Annotated in this window: 21 protein-coding genes; 16 read left to right on the top strand and 5 right to left on the bottom strand. The window is 69.5% G+C overall.

Translation table 11 applies throughout. The features are described 5' to 3' along the window. Positions 1-18: 18 nt before the first annotated feature. From dgoD to LXM50_RS14390, 8 genes are all read left to right on the top strand, one after another. Positions 19-1,164, top strand: coding sequence for a galactonate dehydratase (dgoD, locus tag LXM50_RS14425; RefSeq protein ID WP_233312144.1), 1,146 nt, complete (start codon positions 19-21; stop codon positions 1,162-1,164). After that, positions 1,158-2,939 carry an exo-alpha-sialidase gene (locus LXM50_RS14420; RefSeq protein WP_233312142.1) on the top strand — a complete coding sequence of 594 codons (1,782 nt, stop codon included), beginning with the start codon at positions 1,158-1,160 and terminating at the stop codon, positions 2,937-2,939. The genes dgoD and LXM50_RS14420 overlap by 7 nt, the downstream gene beginning before the upstream one ends. 58 nt (positions 2,940-2,997) lie before the next feature. Then, positions 2,998-3,633 (top strand): bifunctional 4-hydroxy-2-oxoglutarate aldolase/2-dehydro-3-deoxy-phosphogluconate aldolase, encoded by a 636-nt coding sequence (locus LXM50_RS14415; protein WP_233312140.1) that lies wholly within the window; start codon positions 2,998-3,000, stop codon positions 3,631-3,633. A gap of 73 nt (positions 3,634-3,706) precedes the next feature. Continuing rightward, positions 3,707-5,821, top strand: coding sequence for an alpha-galactosidase (locus LXM50_RS14410; RefSeq protein ID WP_233312138.1), 2,115 nt, complete (start codon positions 3,707-3,709; stop codon positions 5,819-5,821). Between the two features lie 78 nt (positions 5,822-5,899). Then, entirely contained in the window at positions 5,900-6,610 is a 711-nt protein-coding gene (locus LXM50_RS14405) for an FCD domain-containing protein (RefSeq protein ID WP_308192532.1), read from the top strand. 48 nt (positions 6,611-6,658) lie between these two features. Further along, positions 6,659-7,210 carry an RNA polymerase sigma factor gene (locus LXM50_RS14400; RefSeq protein WP_233312134.1) on the top strand — a complete coding sequence of 184 codons (552 nt, stop codon included), beginning with the start codon at positions 6,659-6,661 and terminating at the stop codon, positions 7,208-7,210. Between the two features lie 103 nt (positions 7,211-7,313). Next, a complete protein-coding gene (locus LXM50_RS14395; RefSeq protein ID WP_233312132.1) occupies positions 7,314-7,688 on the top strand; it encodes a nuclear transport factor 2 family protein in 375 nt (124 codons plus the stop codon). Positions 7,689-7,822: 134 nt separating this feature from the next. Continuing rightward, positions 7,823-8,449 carry a nucleoside/nucleotide kinase family protein gene (locus tag LXM50_RS14390; protein WP_233312130.1) on the top strand — a complete coding sequence of 209 codons (627 nt, stop codon included), beginning with the start codon at positions 7,823-7,825 and terminating at the stop codon, positions 8,447-8,449. Between the two features lie 54 nt (positions 8,450-8,503). Here the strand turns inward: LXM50_RS14390 and LXM50_RS14385 are convergent, their stop codons facing one another. From LXM50_RS14385 to LXM50_RS14370, 4 genes are all read right to left on the bottom strand, one after another. Then, positions 8,504-8,905: a hypothetical protein gene (locus LXM50_RS14385; protein ID WP_233312129.1), complete on the bottom strand. Its 402-nt coding sequence runs from the start codon at positions 8,903-8,905 to the stop codon at positions 8,504-8,506. Positions 8,906-8,907: 2 nt separating this feature from the next. After that, positions 8,908-9,363: a hypothetical protein gene (locus LXM50_RS14380; RefSeq protein WP_233312127.1), complete on the bottom strand. Its 456-nt coding sequence runs from the start codon at positions 9,361-9,363 to the stop codon at positions 8,908-8,910. A gap of 35 nt (positions 9,364-9,398) precedes the next feature. Then, entirely contained in the window at positions 9,399-12,803 is a 3,405-nt protein-coding gene (locus LXM50_RS14375) for a glycoside hydrolase family 32 protein (protein WP_233312125.1), read from the bottom strand. A gap of 254 nt (positions 12,804-13,057) precedes the next feature. Continuing rightward, positions 13,058-14,101, bottom strand: a complete 1,044-nt coding sequence (locus tag LXM50_RS14370) for a LacI family DNA-binding transcriptional regulator (protein WP_233312124.1) — start codon at positions 14,099-14,101, stop codon at positions 13,058-13,060. Positions 14,102-14,214: 113 nt separating this feature from the next. Between LXM50_RS14370 and LXM50_RS14365 the strand changes: the two genes are divergently transcribed. From LXM50_RS14365 to LXM50_RS14345, 5 genes are all read left to right on the top strand, one after another. Continuing rightward, positions 14,215-15,318 carry a substrate-binding domain-containing protein gene (locus LXM50_RS14365; protein ID WP_233312123.1) on the top strand — a complete coding sequence of 368 codons (1,104 nt, stop codon included), beginning with the start codon at positions 14,215-14,217 and terminating at the stop codon, positions 15,316-15,318. Between the two features lie 68 nt (positions 15,319-15,386). Beyond that, on the top strand, positions 15,387-16,436 hold the full coding sequence (locus LXM50_RS14360; protein ID WP_233312121.1) for an ABC transporter permease: 1,050 nt from the start codon (positions 15,387-15,389) through the stop codon (positions 16,434-16,436). Beyond that, on the top strand, positions 16,433-17,215 hold the full coding sequence (locus tag LXM50_RS14355) for an ATP-binding cassette domain-containing protein (protein WP_233312119.1): 783 nt from the start codon (positions 16,433-16,435) through the stop codon (positions 17,213-17,215). The genes LXM50_RS14360 and LXM50_RS14355 overlap by 4 nt, the downstream gene beginning before the upstream one ends. Then, the gene (locus LXM50_RS14350) at positions 17,212-17,511 is read left to right on the top strand and encodes a putative quinol monooxygenase (protein WP_233312118.1); all 300 of its coding nucleotides are present in this window, start codon (positions 17,212-17,214) and stop codon (positions 17,509-17,511) included. The genes LXM50_RS14355 and LXM50_RS14350 overlap by 4 nt, the downstream gene beginning before the upstream one ends. Continuing rightward, positions 17,508-18,440 (top strand): PfkB family carbohydrate kinase, encoded by a 933-nt coding sequence (locus LXM50_RS14345; RefSeq protein WP_233312117.1) that lies wholly within the window; start codon positions 17,508-17,510, stop codon positions 18,438-18,440. Before LXM50_RS14350 ends, LXM50_RS14345 begins: the two co-directional genes overlap by 4 nt. 50 nt (positions 18,441-18,490) lie before the next feature. Here the strand turns inward: LXM50_RS14345 and LXM50_RS14340 are convergent, their stop codons facing one another. Beyond that, positions 18,491-20,062, bottom strand: coding sequence for a Na+/H+ antiporter (locus LXM50_RS14340; RefSeq protein ID WP_233312115.1), 1,572 nt, complete (start codon positions 20,060-20,062; stop codon positions 18,491-18,493). A 295-nt stretch (positions 20,063-20,357) separates the two neighbouring features. Here LXM50_RS14340 and LXM50_RS14335 point away from each other — a divergent pair, with 295 nt between their 5' ends. The 3 genes from LXM50_RS14335 to LXM50_RS14325 form a co-directional block, all read left to right on the top strand. Next, positions 20,358-21,764, top strand: a complete 1,407-nt coding sequence (locus LXM50_RS14335) for an MFS transporter (RefSeq protein ID WP_233312113.1) — start codon at positions 20,358-20,360, stop codon at positions 21,762-21,764. A 10-nt stretch (positions 21,765-21,774) separates the two neighbouring features. Continuing rightward, the gene (locus tag LXM50_RS14330) at positions 21,775-23,988 is read left to right on the top strand and encodes a molybdopterin oxidoreductase family protein (RefSeq protein WP_233312112.1); all 2,214 of its coding nucleotides are present in this window, start codon (positions 21,775-21,777) and stop codon (positions 23,986-23,988) included. Next, the coding region (locus LXM50_RS14325) for an FAD-dependent oxidoreductase (RefSeq protein WP_233312110.1) at positions 23,985-24,348 on the top strand (364 nt) is incomplete at its 3' end. The genes LXM50_RS14330 and LXM50_RS14325, both read left to right, overlap by 4 nt.

The following is a 24,348-nucleotide window of genomic DNA, read 5'->3' as shown; positions in this document are numbered from 1 at the left end:
ATCAGCAGGAATCAGACAGTGAGAATCGAACGAGTAGAGACCTTCCAGGTTGCGCCTCGATGGCTGTTCGTGGCCATCACCACGGACGACGGCCTGACCGGCTGGGGAGAACCCATCGTCGAAGGCCGGGCGGCGACCGTCGCGACGGCGGTGGCCGAACTGAGCGAATATCTCGTCGGGTCGGATCCGACGCGGATCGAGGACACCTGGCAGGTGCTGACGAAGGGTGGCTTTTATCGGGGCGGCCCGGTCTTCGCCAGCGCTGTCGCCGGCATAGATCAGGCCCTGTGGGACATCGCGGGGAAGCGCCTGGGCGTGCCGACCTATGAACTGCTCGGCGGCGCAGTCCGCGATCGAGTCCGCATCTACGGGTGGATCGGCGGCGACCGCCCCAGCGACCTCGCCGCCGATGCCGAACGTCAGGTCGAGGCAGGTCTGACCGCCGTCAAGATGAACGGATCCGAGGAGCTCTCGGCCATCGATGTCCCGGAGTCCCTCAGCCGTCTCGTCGACAGAGTCGCCGAGGTCCGTGCGGTCCTCGGCGACTCCCGGGACATAGCGATCGACTTCCACGGCCGGTACTCCCCTGCCATGGCTCGGCGCGCGCTTCCACTGCTGGAGCCGTACCTGCCTCTCTTCGTCGAGGAGCCGGTCGTCCCCGAGCTCTCCTCCTTGATCGGTCAGATCGCGCACGAGACTCCCATCCCGATCGCGACAGGCGAGCGGCTCTATTCGCGATGGGACTTCCGTGATGTCCTCGCGGATGGGATCGCCGTCGCGCAGCCGGACCTGTCGCACGCCGGGGGGATCTCCGAGGTGCGGCGCATCGCCGCGGCTGCCGAGACGTATGGGGTGTCGCTCGCACCGCACTGCCCGTTGGGACCGATCGCGCTCGCCGCGTGCATCCAGGTCGACGTGGCTACGCCGAACTTCCTCATCCAGGAGCAGAGCCTCGGCATTCACTACAACGTGCAGACCGACCTGCTCGACTATCTGCTCGATCGCTCCGTGTTCTCCACGGCGGACGGGTACATCGAAAGGCCGCTCGGGCCAGGACTGGGCATTGAGATCGACGAGAAGGAGGTGCGTCGCGCAGCCCAGTCCCCGCACAACTGGCACAACGCGGTCTGGCGGCACTTGGATGGGAGTTTTGCAGAATGGTGATCATCGCATCCGGGCCGCAGCTGCCCGACGACCCGCAGATTGCACGCCGTGACCCTCGGCTGCTGGAGAACGGGCCTGTGATCCAGGCGAACGGCTACAGCGATCAGCCGTACGTGGTGGTCAACCGATCGGGGTCGTGGCTGTGTGTCGTGACCAGCTCGGACGCCCACGAGGGCGATTCCTCGCAGCGCATCATCGCGCGGACGAGCGCGGATCGCGGCCGCACGTGGTCCCAGCCGATCGACATCGAACCGGCGGACGGCCCCGAGGCGTCCTGGGCCGTCCCCCTGGTCACGCCTTCCGGCCGTGTCTACGTGTTCTACACGTACAACACGCAGAACATCCGAGAGGTGCCAACCGACACCGGACGTAGCCCTCGCGTCGACACGCTCGGCGACATGGTCTTCCGATACTCAGACGACGAGGGCCGGTCCTGGTCCGCCGATCGGTTTCAGGTCCCGATCCGCACCTTCGACATCGACCGCCGCAACCCGTTCGGCGGCGACGTCCTGTTCTGGTGGTCGGTCGGCAAGCCCGAGATCGTCGGAACGAGCGTGTTCATCGCGGCCTCCAAGGTCGGGGAGTTCCGAGAGGAGTCCCAGGGATTCCAGAAGACCAGCGAGGGGTTCCTGCTGCGCAGCGACAACATCCTGGAGGTGCAGGACGCCGCCGAGATCCGCTGGGAGACTCTCCCCGATGGCGACTTCGGGCTGCAGGCGCCTGACGGGGAAGTCGCCGAGGAACACAAGGTCGTCGGACTCGGTGGCGGCGATCTCTTCTGCGTCTACCGCAGCGAGAAGGGGTACGTCGCCAGCGCGACCAGTCGAGACGGCGGGCACACCTGGTCGACACCGGAATGGGCGACCTACGCTTCCGGGCGACCGATCAAGAACCCGCGGGCGGCGACGTTCGCCTGGTCGTGCGGCGACGGGCGACACCTGCTCTGGTTCCACAACAACAGCAACACCTGGTTCGGAACGTATCGGAACCCGGCCTGGCTGAGCGGCGGGATCGAGGTCGACGGCGTCATCCGATGGTCGGAGCCCGAGATCGCGGTCTACGCCGACGACCCGCAAGTGAGCATGAGCTACCCGGACCTCGTGCGGTTCGACGGACGGTTCTACCTCACCGAGACTGAGAAGCACACCGCGCGAGTCCACGAGGTCGACGATGCGCTGGTGCAGGGACTCTGGGGCGAACCATCGACGCGGCTCGAGGAGGACATCATCCTCGACTACGTCGACGGCGCGGCGATGGTGCCGTTCACAGTCACTCCGTTCCAGCTGCGTCGGGGCAACTGGAAGATCGAGGAGGCGAGGGCCGGATTCACGCTCTCGGCCGCCGTGAAGATCCAGGATCCGACTCCGGGGCGGATACTCCTCGACAACCGAGACGCCTCGGACCGCGGGGTCTGCGTGGAGATCGGCGACCAGGGCCGGATCCGGTTCACGATGTCCGACGGTCGAAGGCAGTGCTCGTGGACGTCCGAGGCCGGCACCTTCACCGTCGGCATCGAGACGCACATCGGGATCATCGTCGACGGCGGGCCGAAGATCATCATGTTCGTCGCGGATGGCAGGCTGCAAGACGGCGCCGAGGCCCGCCCCTATGGATGGGGACGATTCAGTGATGACCTGCGTGACGTCAACAGCGCAGCGCCCTTGTCCGTGCATGGGCTAGCGCATCGCGAAGTCCGAGCCCTCCGGATCTACGATCGGGCTCTGCGCGTTGCGGAGGTCGTCGAACTCCAGGGACGGGGGAACCGTGGCGGCTGACGCGGACCCCGGGGCCGGTCATCAGCGTGCCGAGCACGAACGCGAACGAGGGCCTTCCATGCCGACCGGCGTGACGGGGTTCGCCGCTGTCCTGCGCGGTCGGCCGCTCGTCGCCATCCTGAGAGGGCTGGGTATCTCCCGTGCGATCTCGGTCGCCGAGCGGGTGTGGGAACGCGGAATCGGGATCGTGGAAGTGCCTGTCCAGGACCTCGCCTCGTTCGAGACGTTCCAGGCGGTCGTCAGGCGCGGCGCCGAGCGCGGGGAGCCCGTCGGAGCAGGCACGGTCGTCGACCAGGGATCGCTCCTGCGCGTGATCGATGCCGGTGCCTCGTTCACCGTCGCGCCCGGGCTCGATCTCGGCATCGCGCGGGCGAGCATGCGGGCGGGAGTGCCGCACCTGCCCGGCGTCGCGACGGCGACCGAGGTGCAGACGGCGGCGCGCGCCGGATTCGCCATCTCGAAGGCGTTCCCCGCGTCCAGTCTCTCTCCGCGTTGGGTGAGGGAGATGCGAGGCCCGTTCCCCGAGGCGGGTTTCGTCGCCACGGGAGGCGTCGACGCGAGCAACGCCGTTGACTTCCTCTCCGCCGGGGCGATCGCGCTCGGAATCGGATCCGTCCTCCAGTCGGCATCCGCGGCCGCAGATCTCTTCGACGTCGTCGAGGAGCACCTTGCGTCGCGGCGAGAAGTCCAGTGAGAGGACGACCCGTGTGCGCCCGCCTCGACGGATCGCACCGCCTCATCGTCATCGGTGCGGGTGGGCCTTGCTGATGCGTCTGCCGTCCGAGTACATTCACCTCGCGAAGGACGATGTCAGCCTGCTCCTCAGGACGACGGACGGCAAGCCCGAGTTCGTGCATTGGGGTGCTTCCCTCGGAAGCGATCTGCCGCAGGGCGATCGGATCTCGGGTCCCGTCCCGCAGTCGTTCTTCAATGCTCGCGTCCCGCAGCACCTGGTGCCGGAGGCCGGTTCGGGGTGGCTGGCGACCCCGGGGCTCCGCATCGGGAGGGAGGGCAACGAGCTCCACGGCACGTTCACCATTCGCGACGTGTCACGGGAGGCCGCCCACGCCGCTGTCATCACGCAGCGCGACGTCGAGAACGAGATCGAGCTCATCACCGAACTCCGTCTGGAGGATGCAGGACTCGTCCGCATGCGTCACACCCTGGCGAACACTTCCTCGGTGCCGCTCGACGTCCACCACCTGCTCCTGACGTTTCCGCTGCCGGATCGTGCCCGCGAGCTTCTGGACACCACGGGTCGCTGGTGCCGCGAGGTACAACCCCAGCGGCACGTGATGGGATTCGGTACCTGGATGCGGCCGACGCGCCACGGGCGGACCGGACACGACGCGCCCCTCGTGTTCGCGGCGGGAACCCCCGGGTTCGGCTTCCGGCACGGCGAAGTGTGGTCTGTGCACCTCGCCTGGAGCGGAAACGCCCAGCATTACGTCGAGAAGTCGCCGTCAGCCGGCTACGCGATCGGCGCGGGGGAGATCCTGGAGCAGGGCGATGTCGTGCTTGCTCGGAACGAGGCGTACAGCACGCCGTGGATCTTCGCTTCATACTCGCGCAACGGCCTGGACGCAGCAGCGGCGCAGTTCCACCGGTGGGACCGCGCCAGCCGCGTCGGCGTCAGACCCCGGCCCGTGACCGTCAACAGCTGGGAGGCTGTCTACTTCGAGCACGAGTCGGCGACCTTGCTCGAGCTCATCGAGGCTGCAGCCCGTATCGGAGCGGAGCGATTCGTGCTCGATGACGGATGGTTCCTCGGAAGGCGAAGCGACGCTGCGGGCCTCGGGGACTGGTCGGTCGATCCCGCCGTCTGGCCTCGAGGACTCGGTCAGATCGTTGACCGGGTCCACGATCTGGGGATGGAGTTCGGCCTCTGGGTCGAACCGGAGATGATCAGCCCGGACTCCGACCTCGCCCGTGAGCATCCGGACTGGATCAGTCGCCTCGGAAAGACGCGGCCCCTGACGTGGCGGAACCAGCAACTGCTCGACCTCACGGATGCGGCTGCGTGGGACAACACGTACGCCCAACTCGATCGGCTTCTGAACGAGTACCGGATCGACTACCTGAAGTGGGACTACAACAGGGACAGCACGGAGATCGGCGACGGCCACACGCCGCGGGCCCACGCGCAGGTGGAGGCCGCTTACCGGCTCCTCGACACCATCCGCGCCCGGCACCCCGATGTCGAGATCGAGAATTGTTCCTCAGGCGGCGGACGGGTCGACCTAGGGATCGGCGCCCGCACCGATCGGGTCTGGATCTCCGACACGAACGACCCCGTCGAGCGCTATCCGATCCAACGCTGGGCGATGCAGCTGATCCCTCCGGAGCGCCTCGGATGCCACATCGGCGCTCCCCGCTCGCACACCACGGGCAGGGTCACCGATCTCGCCTTCCGGGTCAGCGCAAGCTGGATGCACCATCTGGGTGTCGAGTGGGACATCCGAAGCCTCAGCGCCGAAGACGAGGGAGTCCTCGCGAACGCCATCCGGTTGCACAAGACGTACCGGGAACTGCTTCATTCGGGGGAGGTCGTCCGGGGCGAGGGGCCTGACGGCGCCCATCTGCTGCACGGCGTCGTGTCTCCCTCCAAGGACCAAGCGATCTTCCAGTACGTTGCGCTGCAGCCGTCGACGACGGACACGCCCTCTCCGGTGGGTCTGCCCGCCTTGCAGAGCGATGCCGTGTACCGAATCCGGATGCTGCTCAGCGACGCGCGCGATCGTCCTGAGCAGGCACCGCCCAGCTGGATGCTGGACGGCATCGAGGCAAGCGGTCGCTTTCTCCGGGAGGTGGGGCTCCACATGCCTCTCCTCCATCCCCAATCGGCCGTGACCTTCTCTGCGGAGCTCGTGAGCGACGTGTGATGGTCTGACTCAGAGATCCAGGTGGTCTGCCACCCTCGTCCGGGGTCTTGTATCGTGTTGGTGACCTGAGGCGGGAAATTGTCACCATCAAACGATCAAGGCCCTGCAGGCTTGCATCGCGATGTCCTGGAATGGCTGGGGGCGCGGATCGTGACGCACGCACTCAGCACTGGACAGAAACTGAGCCCGGAGGAACTGGGCGCTGAGCGCCAGGTGTCGCGTGCGGTGCTCCGGGAAGTGTTCCGCGTGCTGCAGGCAAAGGGCCTCATCACCGCGAGGCCGCGTCAGGGGACGCTCGTGGCCGCGCCCGAACATTGGGATTTCATGGATCCGGATGTGATCCGATGGCGACTGCGTAGTCCTGATCGCGCGGATCAGGTCAAGGAGCTCTTCTCCCTTCGGCTCGGGGTGGAGCCGGTCGCCTGTCGGCTGATGGCCTCTAAGGCAGAGCCGGCAACGATGGACAAGCTGGACGAACAGATCTCAGCGATGCTGACCGCGTACGAACGCCGGGATCTGCATGCGTTCGCGACTGCGGACGTGAGGTTTCACGCCCACATCCTCGAATCCTGCGGGAGCAACATGTTCCGTTCGCTTGCCGGACCGGTCGCTTCAGCAGTGAGCACGAGGGAGACGTTGCAGTTCCCCCTGGAAGATGTGATTCTTCGAGGGCTGGATCTGCATCGGAGGCTTGTGGCCGAGATTCGAGCGAACGGGCCGGAGATCGAAATGATCTCCCGTGCGTTGATCCTCGACGCGCGCCACGAGATCGAGACGGCGCTCGGCTAGGCCTCGCCTCCGGGCGACATGTCGGAGCAGGGGAGTCACGGGAGTTCTATGGCAGGGGAGCGCGAGGCGGATGACGCGCGTCGGGCGTCGTTGACGGCGATGATCGCAGCGGATCCGCAGCGGCTGCGCCGCCGCAGCATCTCTCTGGGTGTCCCGGTCGACGACGCGGACGATGTCGCGCAGTATGCGCTGCTTCGGGCGTGGCGATCGATCGAACAGCTGCACGCACCGGAACCGGGGCAGATGTGCTCCTGGCTCGACGCGATCGCGCGCAACGCCGCGATCGATCTCGCGCGCCTGCGGCTCCGGCGGCCGGAGTCGATGCTTCCGCAGGACGTGCGCGACGAGCAGGATGTGAGCGGCGAGGTCGAGATGCGGGTGATTCTCGACGGGGCGCTCGAGGCGCTGCGCGGGTTGCCCGAGGCGCTCCGAGAGCCGTTGCTGCTGAACGTCGTGGATCAGCTCTCTGCCACGGAGATCGCCGAGCGGCTGGGCATCACCCCGGTGACGGCGCGGCAGCGGATCGCCCGCGCGCGCAAGGCGCTGAACAGCTGCCGGCGTTCCGGCATGTCCGAACACGCCTCGCGGGTCGGGGCCTGACCCGGGCTGCTGCCTCCTCGTCGGCTTTGTCACACTTCTGTGTCAGGGGCGTCTTCCTCTCTGAAGGCCCGCACCGTGCGGGTCTCGGAAGAAGGGAAACCTCATGACCGTGACCGCTCTCGACCAGCTCAACCTTGCCTTCGCGGACCGCTTCAACGCACGCGATCTCGAGGGACTGATGGCGCTCAACACCGAGGACGTCGTGTTCGTGCCCGCGCCGGGCACCCCCGTCACCGGCCAGGACGCCGTGCGCGGCGCGCTGGAGCAGTTCCTCGGGCTGAACCTGCCCATCACCATGACCGTGCGCCACGTGTTCCAGACGGGGAGCACCGGTCTGGCGATCGCCGACTGGACGATCAGCGGCACCGGCCCCGACGGGTCCGAGATCCACCTCGCCGGCACGACGGCGGACGTGGCCGTTCACGACGAGCGGCACGGATGGCGCTACGTCATCGACAACCCCTTCGGCACCGCCTGAACCGCGGGCGCCGGCGATCCAGCCGCGCGACGGCCGGGATGCGGCGGGATCCCGGCCGTCCGCCCGGGCGGTTCCCGAGGCCGGGCGGACGGCGGGCACCGGTCCGGCAAGGCCTGATCCGGTACCATTCCCGGGTGCCGACCGTCGCCCCTGCCCTCATCGACCGTGCCGAACGTCTTGCGGGGCGCGCGGACCGTGTGGCGCTCGGCATCGCAGGGGAGCCGGGATCCGGCAAGACGACGCTGACCCTGGCCCTGATCGCGGCGCTGGAGGAACGAGGGGTCGCGGTCGCGTGGCTCCCGATGGACGGGTTCCATCTCGGCGACGGCAGCCTCCGGTCTCTGGGGCTGGTCGACCGCAAAGGGGCGATCGAGACCTTCGACGGATGGGGGTACGCGGCGACGTTGCGCCGGGCGCTCACCGAGGTGGACCACCCGGTCTACGTCCCCGGATTCGAAAGGACTCTGGAGCAGCCGATCGCCGCGGACCGGCGCATCGCCGCCGGACCCGCCCTGATCGTGACCGAGGGCAACTACCTGCTCGACGCGGAGGAGCCGTGGGCGGTCGCGCGCGGTCTGCTCGCCGAGGTCTGGTTCGCCGAGACGCCCCAGGACCTGCGGCGGGAGCGACTCGTCGCCCGGCACGTCGCGTTCGGGAAGACGCCCGCCGAGGCCGAGGCCTGGGTCGCGGCCGTCGACGAGCCCAACGCCGAGCGGATCCGCGCGCGCCGGGGCGTCGCGGACCTCATCGTCGCCGACTGACCGCCGTCGGCGACCGGCCGGGCACCGGCGCCCGTCGAGCAGGCACGGTCACGGTCACGGCGCGACCGTGATGTCGATCTCCTTCGACTGCGCATCCGCGGCGACGCGCACGGCGATGGTGCCGGGCGAATCGGCATGGAGCTGAAGAGAGGTCGCCACACCGGCCTCGTCGGTGGTGTCCGTCTCGAATCCGTCCGGGTAGATCCCGGGTCCCGAGAGGACGTCGAAGGTGACATGCGCACCGGCGACGGGTGCCCGGCCGTTCGTCACCTCGACGATGATGCGAACCTCGTCGCCGAGCGTGACAGGGCCGTCCGGCGAAACGAGTCTGATGCCGTGTGTGGCCGTCGGCGTCGGCGTCGCGACGCGGCTCGTGTCCGACGGCGCGGTGCAGCCGGACACGAGCACGGCGACCGCGAGCACGGACAGGACCGCGGTGAGCGGGGGCGTGCGCATCGTCAGCTCAGCGTGACCGAGAAGGTCCAGGTGCTGCTTGCGATCAGCACCGTCACCGAGAAGGACCCAAGCGCTCCGACCACGATCGGCAGCGACAGTTCGCCGCCGTCGACGGGAGCGGAGGCGCTGTTCGGATCGGCGCCGACGTCGAGGAGGTCACCGTCCCAGGTGGCGATCCCGGAGGCGCCGGCGAGAACGGCGGACGCGCTGCCCGAGTACGGAGTGCCGTTGTCGCTGACCTGGATGATCAGCGCGATGGAGTCCCCGGGGGAGACTCCATCGAAGTCGAACGCCCGCCCCGCTCCGTTCAACGCTGTCGCGTCGAGGAGGGGTGTCGAGGCGGCGGCCAGGGGAGCTGCCACCGCCGCGGCGATGACGGGCACCGACCAGGCGCCCGCCACGAGTGCGGCACGTCGCGTCAAGCCCTCGGGAGCGGTGGGGGAATCGTGTTCAGTCATGTCTTCTCTCCGCGGGTGAACCGTTGTCCGGGATGTCATCGGGATGCGTAGGGGGTGGTGGTGATCGCGGTGCCGGATGCGTCACTGAGCGAGATCGTGGCCTCTCCCGCCGGGATCGAGGCGAGATAGGTCTTGAACTCGTTCGTCACGGACGCCCCCGGTGCCACGGCTGTGAAGGTCTTGGAGCCGTACTTCGTCAGGAGCTTGATCGTCACGGGATTCGCGCCCGTGTTCCTGGCCGTGACCTGGACCGACACTTTGCCCGACACGATCTTCGACTCGGCCGTGCTCTCCGCGCTGAGCGTGGGCACCGGCGCGACGACGGCGACCGTCGGCAGTGCCACCGATTGACCCGCCCCGACGGCGGTGACCGACATGGTCCCCGGGGTCGAAGAGGATGCTGCCGGGGCGATCGCGATGCCGGCCGCGTTCGTCGTGGCCACAGCCGTCGTCGCACCGTGGGCGAACGTCCCGCCGGTGAGGGTGAAGGTGATGTCGGTGCCCAGAACGCCGCCGCCGTTGCCGTCGACGATCTGCGCCGCGAACCCGTTGGTCGCCTGCCCCGTCAGGATCGTCTTCGTCGCGCCGAACGGCTTGAGCACGGCATCGGCTCCGACGCGCGTGGCGGCGACGGTCACGGCGACCGGTGAGCTCGTCGCTCCGCGAAGGTCCGTCGCCCGGAACGCGATCGGGACCGACTGATCGCCGTCCACGGCGAACGGGGCCGAGTACTGCTGCCACGCGCCGTTGTTCACGGAGTACTCGATCCGAGCGATCCGGGTATCCGTCGCGGTGGCGGTCAGCGACACCGTACGTCGGTCCACCGTCGCGAAGGCCCGTGGCGCGGGATGGTTCACGAACATGCTCTGCGTCAGAGGCGTGACCGTGATGCTGTCGATCGTCGCCGTTCCGCCCTCCGACCAGGCGCTGATCGCGGTGGCTCCCGCGTTCGGAAACACTTGATCGGTCAGGCTCGTGCGCCCGTCCGCGGTGAACAGCTCCACGGAGGCCCGGTCGAGATACAGGTCGAGAGCGATTGTCCCATCGCTCTGCAACGAGACGGGGGTGCCGTCCACCGAGGGGAACCTGCTGTCAAAGCCCACGTTGCCCGAGTTCGTGCGGTCCAGGAACAGGCGGCCTTGGGTGGTGTCGTAGCCGATCTTCGTCCCGCTGCCGCCGTCCCCGAAGACCGTGATACCGGCTCTCGTCGCCGCTCCGGGATTCAGCACGACGTGAACCTTGGCGACCTCGCCGGACAGGCCGAGGTCCGTCGCTCCGTTCACGGCGACCGCGGAACGCGTCTGGGCATTCGGCTGATCGAGCAGGGCATCGACCTGGGGTGCCACGCGCTGACTCAGCCGCGGACCGTCGGGAGTGCTCACCAGCTTCACCTCGCGCGGCAGCGCCATCGAGCTGCGCCACGTCGATGTCGGGATGTTCTCGGCGTAGTCCCAGTCGTTCATCCAGGCCTGCATGATGCGCGTTCCGTTGGCCGGAGTGCCCCCGTAGGAGACGCCCGCGTAGTAGTCGCGCCCGTGGTCGAGCCAGTCGTAGCCGTCGAGCGCCGACGCGGCCGACGTGTCGCCGAACATCACCTGATCCAGCAGGATGTGACCCCAGCCGAACCGGTTGTTGTCGACGACCTGGATGCTCGCCTGCTTGCCCCGGAACTGACGGACGTTCCACGACGCCCAGTCGAGGTTCTCACTGTTCGCCCCGGTGGCGGTGCGGACGACCTTTCCGTCGACGATGAGATTCACCGCCGTCTCGTCGGAGCGCACCTGCGCCGGCTCGTCACCGATCACCACGTTGTCGAAGGTGAGGTGCCCCCATCCGCCCGTCGCGCCATCGTGGATCCGGATCTGCGCCTGCTTGCCGGCATAGTCCTGCACATTCCACGAGGCCCAGTTGAGGGCGCCGTCGTCCTTGCCCATCGCCGTCCTGACCACGGCCCCGTCCACGATGAGCTCGGCTTCGAGGCTGCCGTCGTCGCGGTGTCCGCCGCCGATCAGGAACGAGACGTACGCGCCGTCGAGAGTGAAGGCGGGGGAGGTCATGTCGCCGGTGTTGTCGTCGCCTCTGGGTCCTCCTTCGAAGGTGTTGATGCGCTTCGCACCGAGGTAGTAGTCGCCGCCGGCTGTGGACGGGTTGCGGTTCGGATCCGTCGCGAAGTCTCCCGTGAGGGTCCATCCCGAGCCGGCGAGGTTCTGGCCGTCCGGCAGTTCGAAGTCGAACAGGGTCCGGCCGGCGGGCGGGTTGTTGGTCAGCTGCGAGTCGGGAACGTGCGGGTGCTTGCCCCCGCCGACGAGGAAGTTGACGTAGTCGTCGGTGATGGTGAACGTGGGGGACTGCAGCGTGCCGACGGCCCAATCGTGATCCATGAAGCTGTTCACCAGCCCCGATCCGACGAAGCCGCTCACCGGGCTCTGTCCGTCCAGCGCGCCGGTGGCGGGGGCGGATCCCCACGGGCCGTTGAACCGGTTACCGGGTTCGTTGTTCACGGTCCAGCCGTCATAGCTGCCGTTCTCGAAATCGGCGAAGGTCGTCCCCGCGGGCAGGGCGCCGGGGCCGTCCGTCGTCTCGCTGGTGAATGTCGTGCCGTCGAAGTCGCCCACGAAGTACTGTCCCGCGCTGCCCTGGTTGGGGCCTCCGGGGTTCAGGTTGACGACCATGACCCATTTGGTGCGGGTGGGGTCGCCGTCGACCGGAAGCGGGAACAGATCCGGGCATTCCCACTGGCCGCCGACGGCGTTCGCGGGCCCGAAGTCCGACAGATGCGTCCAGGTCTTGAGGTCGGTGCTCTTGGAGATCACCACTTTGTGATCGGTGGCCTCGACGGCGACCATCACCCAGTACTTGCCCGCGGGGCCGTCGTACCAGGACACTTTGGGGTCGCGGAAGTTCGCCGAGTTCCGATTCAGCACCGGGTTCCCGCTGTACTTGGTCCAGGTCTGCCCGTGATCGAGGCTGTAGGCCAGGGACTGCGCCTGGATTCCCGCATAGGTCGGATTCTTGTCCGTGTACGCCGAGGTGTAGATCGCCACGAGCGGGGTCGGCCCACCGGGGGCGCCGAACCCGGAGGTGTTGTCCACGTCGGCGACGACGGATCCGGAGAAGATGTCCTCGACGGACTGGCCCTGATCGTTGAGGGTCTGCGGGATGGCCAGCGGCTGCTCGACCCAGTGCACCAGGTCATCGGATGTGGCGTGGCCCCAGCTCATGTTGCCCCAGCGTGTGCCGGACGGGTTGTGCTGATAGAAGAGGTGATAGGTGCCGTCGACATAGACGAGACCGTTGGGATCGTTCATCCAGTCGGTCGTCGGCGTGTAGTGCACCAGCGGCCGATACTGCTGCGACGCCGGCGGCGGAGCGTCGGCAGCCTGAGCGGACACGGCGACCGAGGTGCTGAGCAGCAGCGCACACGCTGCGATGCCCGTCATGAGCGTGGAGGACCTGCGGCTTCTTTGCCTTCTCACGATGAGAGTTGCCTTCCTGTGAAGTGGCTGACAACGATGTCACCCGCGCCGACAATAGTGAGAGCCGCGCGATTGCGCAAGTGTTCCTCGCGAAGTGACTCCTCTCGCCTTCATTCGCGACACCGTTGTCGGGCAGGGCTCGGGGCTCGGCGCTGGGCGCGAGCGACGGGGTCGGCTCGTCAGTCCTCCGACGTCCCGACGTTCGCGCCGCTGCCTGCTCAGGCCCGCGGCGGCCGGATCTCGCCGGAACCCCGTGGGATCAGATCCACCGGGATGACGATGCGTTCGGCGGCCAGACGCTGGCCGGCGTCGAGGGAGGTGAACAGGCGTTCCGCGGCAGCGTGCCCCATCTCCTGCGGGCGCTGCGCGACCACGGTCAGGCCCGGCTCGAGCAGATCGGCGAGCTCGACATCATCGAAGCCGACCAGGGCCACGTCGCGATGCCGCCCGAGCTTGCGCAGCGCGTGCACGGCGCCGATCGTGATCAGGTTCTGGCCGCTGACGATCGCGGTCGGCGCATCGGGAGCGCCCAGCAGCGTCATCACTGCGCGCTCGGCGGCATCCTGATCGGACAGGTCGGCAACGATCGTCGCCGTGTCGGCCGGCACGCCGAAGTCGGCCAGCGCGGCGAGGAACCCGCGCTCTCGCTCCCGGGCCGTCCAGATGGAACGGCGATCGATGAGCAGAGCCAGGCGGCGATGTCCGAAGCTGAGCAGATGCCGCGCGGCCACGCCGGCCCCCGCGAGGTTGTCCGAGTGGACGCTGTCGGCGGCGTACCCGCTCGGCTCGCGGTCGACGAAGACCACCGGCATCTCCGAGGGGACGAGCTCGGCGAGGTAGTCCTGGCTCTCGGCGACGCAGGTGAGGATCAGGCCGTCGACCTTGCGCCGCACGAACGCCTCGACGGCGGCGACCTCGCGCTCCGGATCGTCGTCGAGGCTGGAGGCGAACACGGCGACATCGCGGTGCGCCGCGACGTCTTCGATCGCGCGGTGCATGGTCGCCGCGAACGGGTTGGACACGCTGCCGAGCAGCAGTCCGACCGAGCGCGTCCGCGTCGTGGTGCGGCGTAGGTTCGCTGCGTGCGCGTCCGGCTCCCAGTGCAGTGCCTCGATCGATGCACGGACACGGGCCGCGGTGGCGGGTGCGACGTTGGGCTCGTCGTTGACCACCCGGGAGACGGTCTTGATGCCGACTCCCGCGTGCCGCGCCACCTCGCGGATGGTGACCCGTGGTGGTTTCGGCGCTGATAACGATGTCATATACCCGTTGTGTTTCCTTGACGTTTCGGTTGCGCTGCGCGAACCGATGCATTAAACATACCTCTGACACCGTTGTCAGGGGTGTCGCCCCGAATCCTGTTAGGACAGCAAAGATGCCAATCCACATGACCCGCCGCGCGAAGCTCGCCGTCGCAGCCTCGTTCGCCACCATCGCCGCTCTCTCCCTCAGCGCGTGCTCGTCGACCGGCGGGGCCGGTGCGACCGCCGGTCCGAATGACGAGGTCGGCGTGACCCTGATCGTCAAGACCACGACGAACCCGTACTTCGTCTCGATGGAGGACGCCGCTCAGGCGGACGCGAAGAAGGCCAACGTCAAGCTCACCCTCGCGGCGGGCAAGAAGGACGGCGACACCGACAGCCAGATCCAGGCGATCGAGAACGCGATCTCCCGTGGCGACAAGGGGATCCTGATCACGCCGAACGGCTCCGCGGTCAACAACGAGATCGCGAAGGCGCGCAAGGCGGGCCTGTACGTGATCGCCCTCGACACGGTTCCCGACCCGGCCGATTCCGTCGACATCACCTTCGCGACCGACAACTTCGCGGCCGGCGAGCTGATCGGCAAGTGGACCGCCGCGAAACTCGACGGCAAGAAGGCCACCATCGCGATGCTCGACCTGTTCAGCGACCAGATCGTCTCGGTCGACACCAACCGCGACCAGGGCTTCCTGAAGGGCCTCGGCATCGAGGTGCCCGACAAGAGCAAGAACGGATCCGAGGCCAAGAGCGGCTCCTACACCGGCGGCAAGGGCGGCGAGTACACGATCGTCGGTCACCAGGCCACCCAGGGTGCCGAGGACGGCGGTCGCTCCGCGATGGAGACCCTGCTCTCCAAGAACCCCGACATCAACGTCGTCTACACGATCAACGAGCCGGCCGCCTACGGCGCGTACCAGGCGCTCAAGGCCGCAGGCAAGGAGAAGGACGTCACGATCGTGTCGATCGACGGTGGCTGCACGGGCGTCGGCTACGTGAAGGACGGCATCATCGGCGCGACGGCGCAGCAGTACCCGTCCAAGATGGCCTCGCTCGGCATGGAGGCCATCGCGAAGATCGCCCGTGGCGGCGAGAAGCCGAAGACCACGGACGGCCTGGACTTCTTCAGCACCGGTCAGAAGCTCGTCACCGACCAGGCCCAGACCGGCCTGGAGAGCCTGACCTCCGCCGACGCCGGCAGCACCTGCTGGGGCAAGTGATCTACCGGGGCGCCGGCGGAGTCGCCGGCGCCCCTCTCCCCACCTCCTCTCCGAACGGGAAAGTCACCATGTCAGACACCACCACCACGCCCGAGGCGGGGCCGCCGACCTCGGCGCTGCATCTCGCCGACGAGTTCCTCGCCCGCCAGACGCCGGTGCAGCGGATCCGCGCGATCCTGTACCGGTACCCGGCCATCAGCCCCGCCATCGTGCTCGTCGTGGCGATCATCATCTTCGGCGTGATCAACCCGCGGTTCCTGGCCCCGAACAACCTGTCCCTGGTCACCCAGCAGGTCGCCGTCATCGGCACGCTCGGCGTCGCGCAGACGCTCGTCATCCTCACCGCCGGCATCGACCTCTCGGTCGGCGCGGCCATGGTGCTCAGTTCGGTCGTGATCGGCAACGCCGCCGCAGGGCTCGGACTGCCCGGGATCCTCGCCCTCGTCATCGGTCTGATCGCCGGCGTGCTCACCGGCGTCGTCAACGGCTTCCTGGTCACCCGCCTCAACCTGCCGCCGTTCATCGTCACGCTCGGCACGCTGAGCATCTTCACCGCCCTCACGCTGCTGCTCTCGAACGGCGCGACCGTGCAGGGCAACAAGCTGCCCGACATCATCACCTGGACCGGATCCACGTTCCACCTCGGCGTCGATGTCACGTACGGCGTGCTCATGATGATCCTGCTTTACGTCGTCGTCGCCTTCGCGCTCGGCCGCACCGCCTGGGGGCGCCACGTCTACGCGGTCGGCGATGACCCCGAGGCCGCCCGACTCAGCGGCATCCGGGTGAACCGCGTGCTGCTCAGCGTGTACGTGGTCGCGGGAGCGATCGTGGCGCTCGCCGCCTGGATCCAGATCGGCCGCGACTTCGGGTCCAGCCCGAACGCCGCCGTCGACGCCAACCTGAACGCCATCACCGCCGTCGTCATCGGCGGGACCAGCCTCTTCGGCGGTCGCGGCAACGTGTGGGGCACCCTGCTCGGTGCGCTCATCGTCGGCGTGTTCCGCAACGGTCTCGCCCTCGCCGGTCTCGACGTGCTCTACCAGACCCTCGCCGTCGGCATCCTCGTGATCGTCGCGGTCTCCATCGATCAGTGGATTCGGAAGGTGCGCAAGTGAACGCCGCAGCCACCACGGAAACCCGCACGCCGGTGCTGTCGGCGAAGCGGCTCGTCAAGACGTACGGTCATGTCGTCGGCCTCGACGGCGTCAGCCTCGACCTGTACGCCGGTGAGGTGCTCGCCATCATCGGTGACAACGGCGCCGGCAAGACCACGCTCATCAAGTGCCTGACCGGCGCGGAGATCCCGGACGGCGGCGAGCTCCTGCTCGACGGCAAGCCGGTGCACTTCCGCCGCCCGCAGGACGCCCGCGACTCGGGGATCGAGACGGTGTACCAGTCGCTCGCCGTCTCGCCGGCACTCGACGTCGCCAGCAACATGTATCTCGGCCGGGAGCTGCGCCGCCCGGGTTTCCTCGGATCCACGCTGCGCATGCTCGACACCAAGGCGATGCGCAAGAACGCCCGTGACGAGCTCACGCGACTGGGCATCTCCACACTGCAGGACGTGACGGTGCCGATCGAGAACCTCTCCGGCGGTCAGCGTCAGGCCGTCGCCGTGGCGCGCGCCGCGGCCTTCGGGTCCAAGGTCGTGGTCCTCGACGAGCCGACCGCGGCGCTGGGCGTGCGCGAGGGCAACCAGGTGCTCGAGCTCATCAAGCGCCTGCGCGACACCGGCGTGCCGGTGATCCTGATCAGCCACAACATGCCGCACGTGTTCGAGGTCGCGGACCGGATCCACATCCAGCGCCTCGGCAAGCGCGCCGGCACCATCACGCCGCAGTCGCACACCATGGGCGAAGCCGTGGCGATCATGACGGGTGCGCAGACGCTGTGACCTCGACACATCTCTACGCCGAGTTCCAGGCGGTGCCCGGAGCAGGGGACGCGGTCGCGACCCTCGTCGCCGGGTACCGTCGGAGCGTGGCGGCCGAGCCGGGTAACCTGCGCTTCGACGCGCACCGACTGCGGGAGGATCGCGACCGCTTCTTCGTGTACGAGGAGTACGTGGACGAGGCGTCTTTCCAGGCGCATGTCACTGCGGCGTACTGCGCGGCGTTCAACGAGGCGCTCGCTCCACTCGTCGTCGGCGGCGGCTCGGCCCTCACCTGGCTGGAGACGATCCCCGCATGAGTGAGAGCCCGCGCTCGCCCGCGCTCGTGATCGGCGAGGCGCTGATAGACATCGTGGATCGCGGGGACGGATCCGGGCCTCTTCGCCACGTCGGCGGAAGTCCGCTCAACGTCGCTTTCGGTCTCGGCAGGCTCGGCATCCCGACGGTGTTCGCGACCGAGTACGGCGACGACGCGGACGGCGCGGCGATCACGGCGCATCTCGCCGGCGCCGGGGTCGCCGTGGTCCGCACAGCCGGCGGTGCCCGGCGCACGGCGACCGCGCGGGCGCGGATCCAGGCCGACGGATCCGCCGTGTACGACTTCGACATCGACTGGACCCTGCGACACCCGCCGACCGTCGGCGACGCGTCCGTGGTGCACGTCGGGTCGATCGGCGCCCTCCGCGCGCCCGGAGCGGAGGGCGTGCTCGCCCTTGTGGAGTCGCTGGACGAAGGCGTGCTGGTGACGTTCGACCCCAACGTGCGTCCCGCACTCATGCCGCCGCAGGCCGAGAGTCGGGCGCTCGTGGAGCGCTACGCCGCGCGCGCCGCCGTGGTCAAGCTCAGCGACGAGGACGCCGAATGGCTGTACCCGGGTGAGGCCGGGACCGCGGCCCGGCGGCTGCTGGCGGCCGGCGCGCGGCTCGTCGCGGTCACCCACGGCGCCGCCGGGAGCGAGCTGCACACCGCGACCCACCGGGTCGGGGTGCCCGTGCGGGCGACGAACGCCGTGGACACGATCGGCGCCGGGGACTCGTACATGTCCGGCCTGATCGCCGCGATCGTCGAGCGCGTCGGCATCGACGCCGCCCTTTCGGGCACGCTGACGGTTCAACAGCTCGCCGAGATCGGCCGCATCGCCTCCTCCTCCTCGAGTCTCACCGTGGCCCGAGCCGGCGCGATGCCGCCGACCGCCGTGGAACTCGCGAGCGCCCTGACGGCTGCCTGATCCTCCTCCGCGGCGCGCCGATCCGGTGCGTCGCGGAGGACACCAGGTGGTCAGTCGTGCCGCTCCGCCGACGCTGGGGTGAGGTGCAGGGCGTCGCGGTCGAGCCGCGTCTGCAGCCGGTGCAGGGTGGCGTCGCTGATCGCACCGTCGTTGCGGAGGCGGATCACGACATCGCGGGTGTGGTCCACCAGGGCGAGGCTGAGCGCGGCGTAGTCGTGATCCAGGTCGCGTCGGGTGCGTCGTCCCGGCTGCGGTGAGGAGTCGATCCGCTCGAGCCGTTCGCGGTACTCGTTCACGACCCGCTCCCGCACGTGGTCCGGGGCATCGATCCCCTCGGCGAGAGAGGGGGTCGCCCGGATCGCCGAGCGTAGGGCGGCGCGATGCGCGTGGGTGAACTCGGCCGACACCATCGAGTCGGGCTCGAGGCGCGCCCAGCGGATCACGACGGGCAGGAGCATCCCCTGGGCGAGGATCGTGAGGACGACGACCCCGGTTGCGACGAAGATGATCTCGGCGCGACCGGGCATCGCCGCGGGCACGGCCAGCGCGACGGCCAGGGAGATCGCGCCGCGGAACCCCGCGACGGTCGAGACGACTCTGGCGCGATGCGTCATCCGCTTGCTCCGCTGGGCGGCGCTGCGGTCGACGAGCCGTATCGTCCAGGTCGTGACCATCTGGAACGCGAAGCGGATGAGCAGGATCGCGATCCAGATCAGCACGCACAACCCGAGCAGCATCGGGATGCTCTGCAGCGACACCGCGCGCATCGCCGACTGCGCCTCGATCCCGATCAGCACGAACAGGGCGCCGTTCAGCGTCGTGGTCGCGAGCGTCCAGAAGCCGTCCCGCTGCTGCCGGGACTGCGGGGTGCCGGAGCGCGGTCCCGTGCGGCTCAGGTACAGCCCCGCGATGACCACGGCGATGACGCCCGAGGCGTGGATCTGCTCGGCGGCGAGGAACGCGGCGAAGGGCACGAGCACCAGCGCGGCGTTGTGCAGGAGCGGATCCTGGAGGCGGCGGAGCACCACTGTTCCCAGAAGACCGGCGAGCAGGCCGATGGCGGCGCCACCGCCGTAGGCGAGGACGACGAGGCCCGTGACGTCCCAGCCGGAGTAGTGCGCGCCGCTCGCCGCCAGCCCGATCACGATCGTGTAGACGACCAGGGCCGTGCCGTCGTTGACCAGGCTCTCGGCCCGGAGCTGGACGACGTTGCGGTGCGGGAGCGCGCGGGCGAGGGCTCCCACGGCGGTGGCGTCGGTGGGCGCGAGCGCGGCGCCGAGGACGAGAGCGGGCAGCCACCCCCATCCGAAGGCGACGCCGATGCCCGCCGTGCCGAACGTCGTCGCGACCACAAGCAGGGTGCTCAGCAGCAGGATGACCCGCAGATCGCGGCGGACCTCGCGCAGCGGCGTCATCAGCGCCTCCCAGAACAGCAGCGCCGGCAGGAACAGCACGAGCACCGCATCGGACGGGAGGTGGATGTCGCGCACCGCCGGGATGAACCCGACGAGAAGTCCGAGGAGCAGCTGCAGCAGCGGGGCGGGAACGCGCAGTCTCGGGGCGAGCCAGGACGCCCCCACCACGAGGGAGCCGACCAGGACGAAGGTGATGAGCGGATCCATGAGCAGTCCTCTCCGGCAGACGGATGGAGCCGGGAACCGGGGATCCCGCCATCGCGACGTCGGCTCGAAGAGGCTCCGTTCCCCTGAGCGTCGCACACCGGTGTTTCGAGGCCGTTGCGTGCAGGGGAGGGATCCGTTTCGTCCGCCGCACCTCGCACCGCGTGTCGTCGGCGCGGCACCTCACAGCACCGCTCCTGGCCGGAGAGGACTTCGACATGCAGTCGTTACGGCGCGCGCGACAGCCGGAAACACGGACTTCCTAGCGTGATCGCACACGCACTCCTGGGAGGTCCGCATGACCGGCATCGCCACGAACAGCACCACCACGCCCACCGCGGAGAGGCCAGCGACCGGCTCCGCGCTCGGCTTCCTGCCGGGACGCTGGATCTCCGGATGGAACGCCGAGGACCCCGATCAGTGGCGCACCAGGGGCTCTGCGATCGCGCGGCGCAACCTGCGCTGGTCGATCTTCGCCGAGTTCCTCGGCTTCGTCGTCTGGCAGCTCTGGTCGATCGTGGTCGTGGCGCTGCCGGCGGCAGGATTCCACTTCACCGTCTCCGAGACGTTCTGGCTGATCTCGATCCCGAGCCTGGTCGGAGCGACCCTGCGCTTCCCGTACACGTTCATGGTGCCGCGCTTCGGTGGACGCAACTGGACAGTGGTGTCGGCGCTGCTGCTGCTGATCCCCGCGCTCGGGCTCGCGCTGTGCGTGTCGAACCCCGGCACGCCGTTCCCGGTGATGCTCACCGTCGCGGCGCTCGCGGGCCTCGGCGGAGGCAACTTCGCGAGCTCGATGGCGAACATCACCTCCTTCTACCCGCAGCGGCAGAAGGGCTGGGCCCTCGGGCTCAACGCCGCCGGCGGGAACCTCGGCGCCGCCGTCGCCCAGTTCGTCGTGCCGATCGTGATCACCCTGGGAGCCGGTGCCACCCTGCATCTGCCGCTCGCGGGTCTCATCTGGGTGCCGCTCATCCTGATCGCGGCCCTCGGCGCCTGGCGCCGAATGGACAACCTCACGAGCGCCCGCGCCGACATCTCGGCGTCTCTGGCCGCGCTGCGCTATCCCGAGCTGTGGCTCATGGCGCTGCTGTACATCGGCACGTTCGGATCCTTCATCGGCTTCTCCGCCGTGTTCCCCAAGCTCATCGCCGATCAGTTCCCCGCCTTCACCGCCTTCCCGGTCGGCGGCGCGATGCTGTCGCTCGCGTTCGTCGGAGCGCTGGTCGGGTCGCTCGCACGCCCCTTCGGCGGACGGCTGGCCGACCGGTTCGGCGGCAGCGCCGTGACGATCGCCGCCTTCGCGGTCATGGCGCTCGGCGCCCTCGCCGTGGTGCTCACCCTGCCGCTGCACTCCTTCTGGCTGTTCCTCGGCTTCTTCCTGCTTCTGTTCGTCGCGAGCGGCGCCGGTAACGGTGCGACGTACCGGATGATCCCGACTCTGTTCGCGCTGCGGTCCGGTGTGGACGGCCACTCCTCGTCCGGCGACGCTGCCACCCAGCGCGCCGCGGCCGCCGCGCTGGGGATCGTCTCCGCGCTGGGCGCCTACGGCGGCTTCCTCATCCCGCAGGCGCTCGGGCTGTCCAAGGCGGCCACCGGAGGCTACGCCGCCGGTCTCGGCTGGTTCGTGGTCGTCTACGTGGTGCTGTGCGGGGTCACGACCGCCGTGCTGCTGCGCGGGCGCCGTCGCGGGGCGCGGATCTGAGGCGACGGCGATGACGACCGGATCCCCGCGCTCGGCGACCGCCGCCCCTTCGGCCGCGGCGGACACGCACTGCCCGTACTGCGCGCTGCAGTGCGCCATGACGCTCACCCCGGATCCGGCCGGTTCAGCCCCGGTGCGAGTGGAGGGGCGCACGTTCCCGACCAACCGCGGCGGGCTCTGCAAGAAGGGGTGGACCTCGGCCGCCCTGCTCGCCTCCCCGGAACGGCTCACCACCCCGTTGATCCGCGACGCCGGCGCCCTGCGCCCGGCGAGCTGGGACGTGGCGCTGGACCGGATCGCGTCGTCGTTGCGCGCGATCCGCGCGGCCGATGGACCCGACGCGGTGGCGGTGTTCGGGGGCGGCGGGCTCACGAACGAGAAGGCATACCTGCTCGGCAAGTTCGCCCGGGTGGCGCTGGGCACCTCGCGCATCGACTACAACGGCCGGTTCTGCATGTCGTCCGCCGCGGCGGCGGGGAACCGCGCCTTCGGGATCGACCGCGGTCTGCCCTTCCCCGTCTCCGACCTGGACGACGCCGACACGATCCTGCTGCTGGGCTCCAACGTGGCGGCGACCATGCCGCCCCTGCTCTCGCACCTCGCGGGAGCCCGCGCCGCCGGCGGCCTGGTCGTCGTGGATCCGCGCCGCTCGCAGACCGCCGAGCTCACCGCGGACGGCGCAGGCTCGCACCTGCAGCCCGTGCCCGGCACCGACCTCGTGCTGCTGCTCGGCCTCATCCATGTCGTGCTGGCGGACGGACTCGCCGACCGCGACTACCTGGATGAGCGCACCCTCGGCCTCGACGCCCTGCGTCGCAGTGTCGCGCCGTGGTGGCCGGAACGGGTGCAGGCGGCGACGGGGATCCCCGTCGCCGTGCTGCGTGCGACCGCACACCGGCTCGCGCGCGGCCGCGGCACCTACATCCTCACCGGGCGGGGCGTCGAGCAGCACGTCGACGGCACCGACACGGCCACGGCGGCGATCAACCTCGCTCTCGTACTCGGGCTGCCGGGCCGGCCGGGCTCGGGTTATGGCACGCTCACCGGCCAGGGCAACGGCCAGGGCGGGCGGGAGCACGGGCAGAAGAGCGACCAGCTGCCGGGCTACCGCAAGATCGCCGATCCCACGGACCGGGCGGCGGTCGCGGCCGTCTGGGGTGTGGATCCGGACAGCCTGCCCGGGCCGGGAGTTCCGGCCGTGCAGCTGCTGGGTATGCTCGGCCGGCCCGGGGGCGTGCGTGCCCTACTCGTGCACGGCGCGAACGTGGTCGTCTCCGGACCGGACGCGCACGCGGTCACGGCGGGGCTGCGCGCGCTCGATCTGCTCGTCGTGAGCGACTTCGTCCTCTCGGAGACCGCCGCACTCGCCGACGTCGTGCTCCCGGTCACGCAGTGGGCCGAGGAGGAGGGCACACTCACGACGCTCGAGGGACGGGTGATCCGCCGTCGCCGCGCCCTGACGCCACCGCCCGGGGTGCGCAGCGAGCTGGAGATCCTCGCCGATCTCGCCGCCCGGCTGGAGGCGCCGTCGGAGTGGCCGACGGATCCGGCGATCGTGTTCGCGGAGCTCGCCCGCGCCTCCGCCGGTGGGATCGCGGACTACTCGGGGCTCAGCCACGCGCTGCTCGACGCCCAGCTCGCCGCGGGGGTGGCCGCGCACTGGCCGTACCCCGCGGGCTCCGACGGCACGCCGCGGCTGTTCGCCGAGCGGTTCGCGCACACGGACGGCCGGGCGCGGCTCGTGCCGGTGCAGCCGCGGGAACACGAGCCGGAGGCGCTCGACGAGCCGCTCGGCGGCGCGACGACGGGCGCGGGGGCCCATTCCATGCTGCTCACGCTCATCACCGGGCGCCTGCTCGAGCACTACCAGTCCGGGGCGCAGACCCGTCGGGTCGGCGAGCTGACCGAGGCGCAGCCGCGCTCCCGCGCGGAGCTGCACCCCGCGACGGCGGCGCGCCTCGGCGTCGCGGACGGGGATCCTGTCGTGGTCCGAAATCGCCGAGGGCGTGTCGTGGCCGACGCCCTTCTGACCGAGCGGATCCGCCTCGACACGGTGTTCCTGCCGTTCCACTTCGCGGACGAGGAATGCGCCAACCTGCTGACGGCCGCGGTGACGGATCCGATCTCGGGGATGCCGGAGTTCAAGCGCACGCTGGTGGTCGTCGCGCCCGCGGACCGGCGGAGCGGACCCGTGCTCGCGGGCGCCGCGCGGGCGCGGTCATGACGACCCCGCTGCGGATCGTGCTGATCGGTTACGGACCGGTCGGCGCCCGCTTCGTCGAGGAGCTGCTGCCCGCGGTGACGGCGGGGCGGGTGTCGCTCACGGTGCTGGGTGCGGAGGCCGAGGACGTGTACAACCGTGTGCTGCTGGCCGAGTATGCGGTGGGCGCCACCTCACGCGAGCGCCTCGAGATCGCCGACACCGCCGCGGCCCGGGCGGCAGGAGTGCGGATCAGGCTCGACGAGACGGTGGTCGCCGTCGACCGCGCCGAGCGCGTGGTGCGCACCTCCGACGGGGAGGAGATCGGCTGGGACCGGCTCGTGCTGGCCACGGGCGCGCGCGCCAACGTGCCGACCCTCGGCG

The organism is Microbacterium sp. Au-Mic1, from assembly GCF_021341785.1.
Taxonomy (GTDB): Bacteria; Actinomycetota; Actinomycetes; order Actinomycetales; family Microbacteriaceae; genus Microbacterium.
The sequence above is the reverse complement of the archived record's forward strand: the minus strand, read 5'-3'. Positions and strand labels throughout refer to the sequence as shown.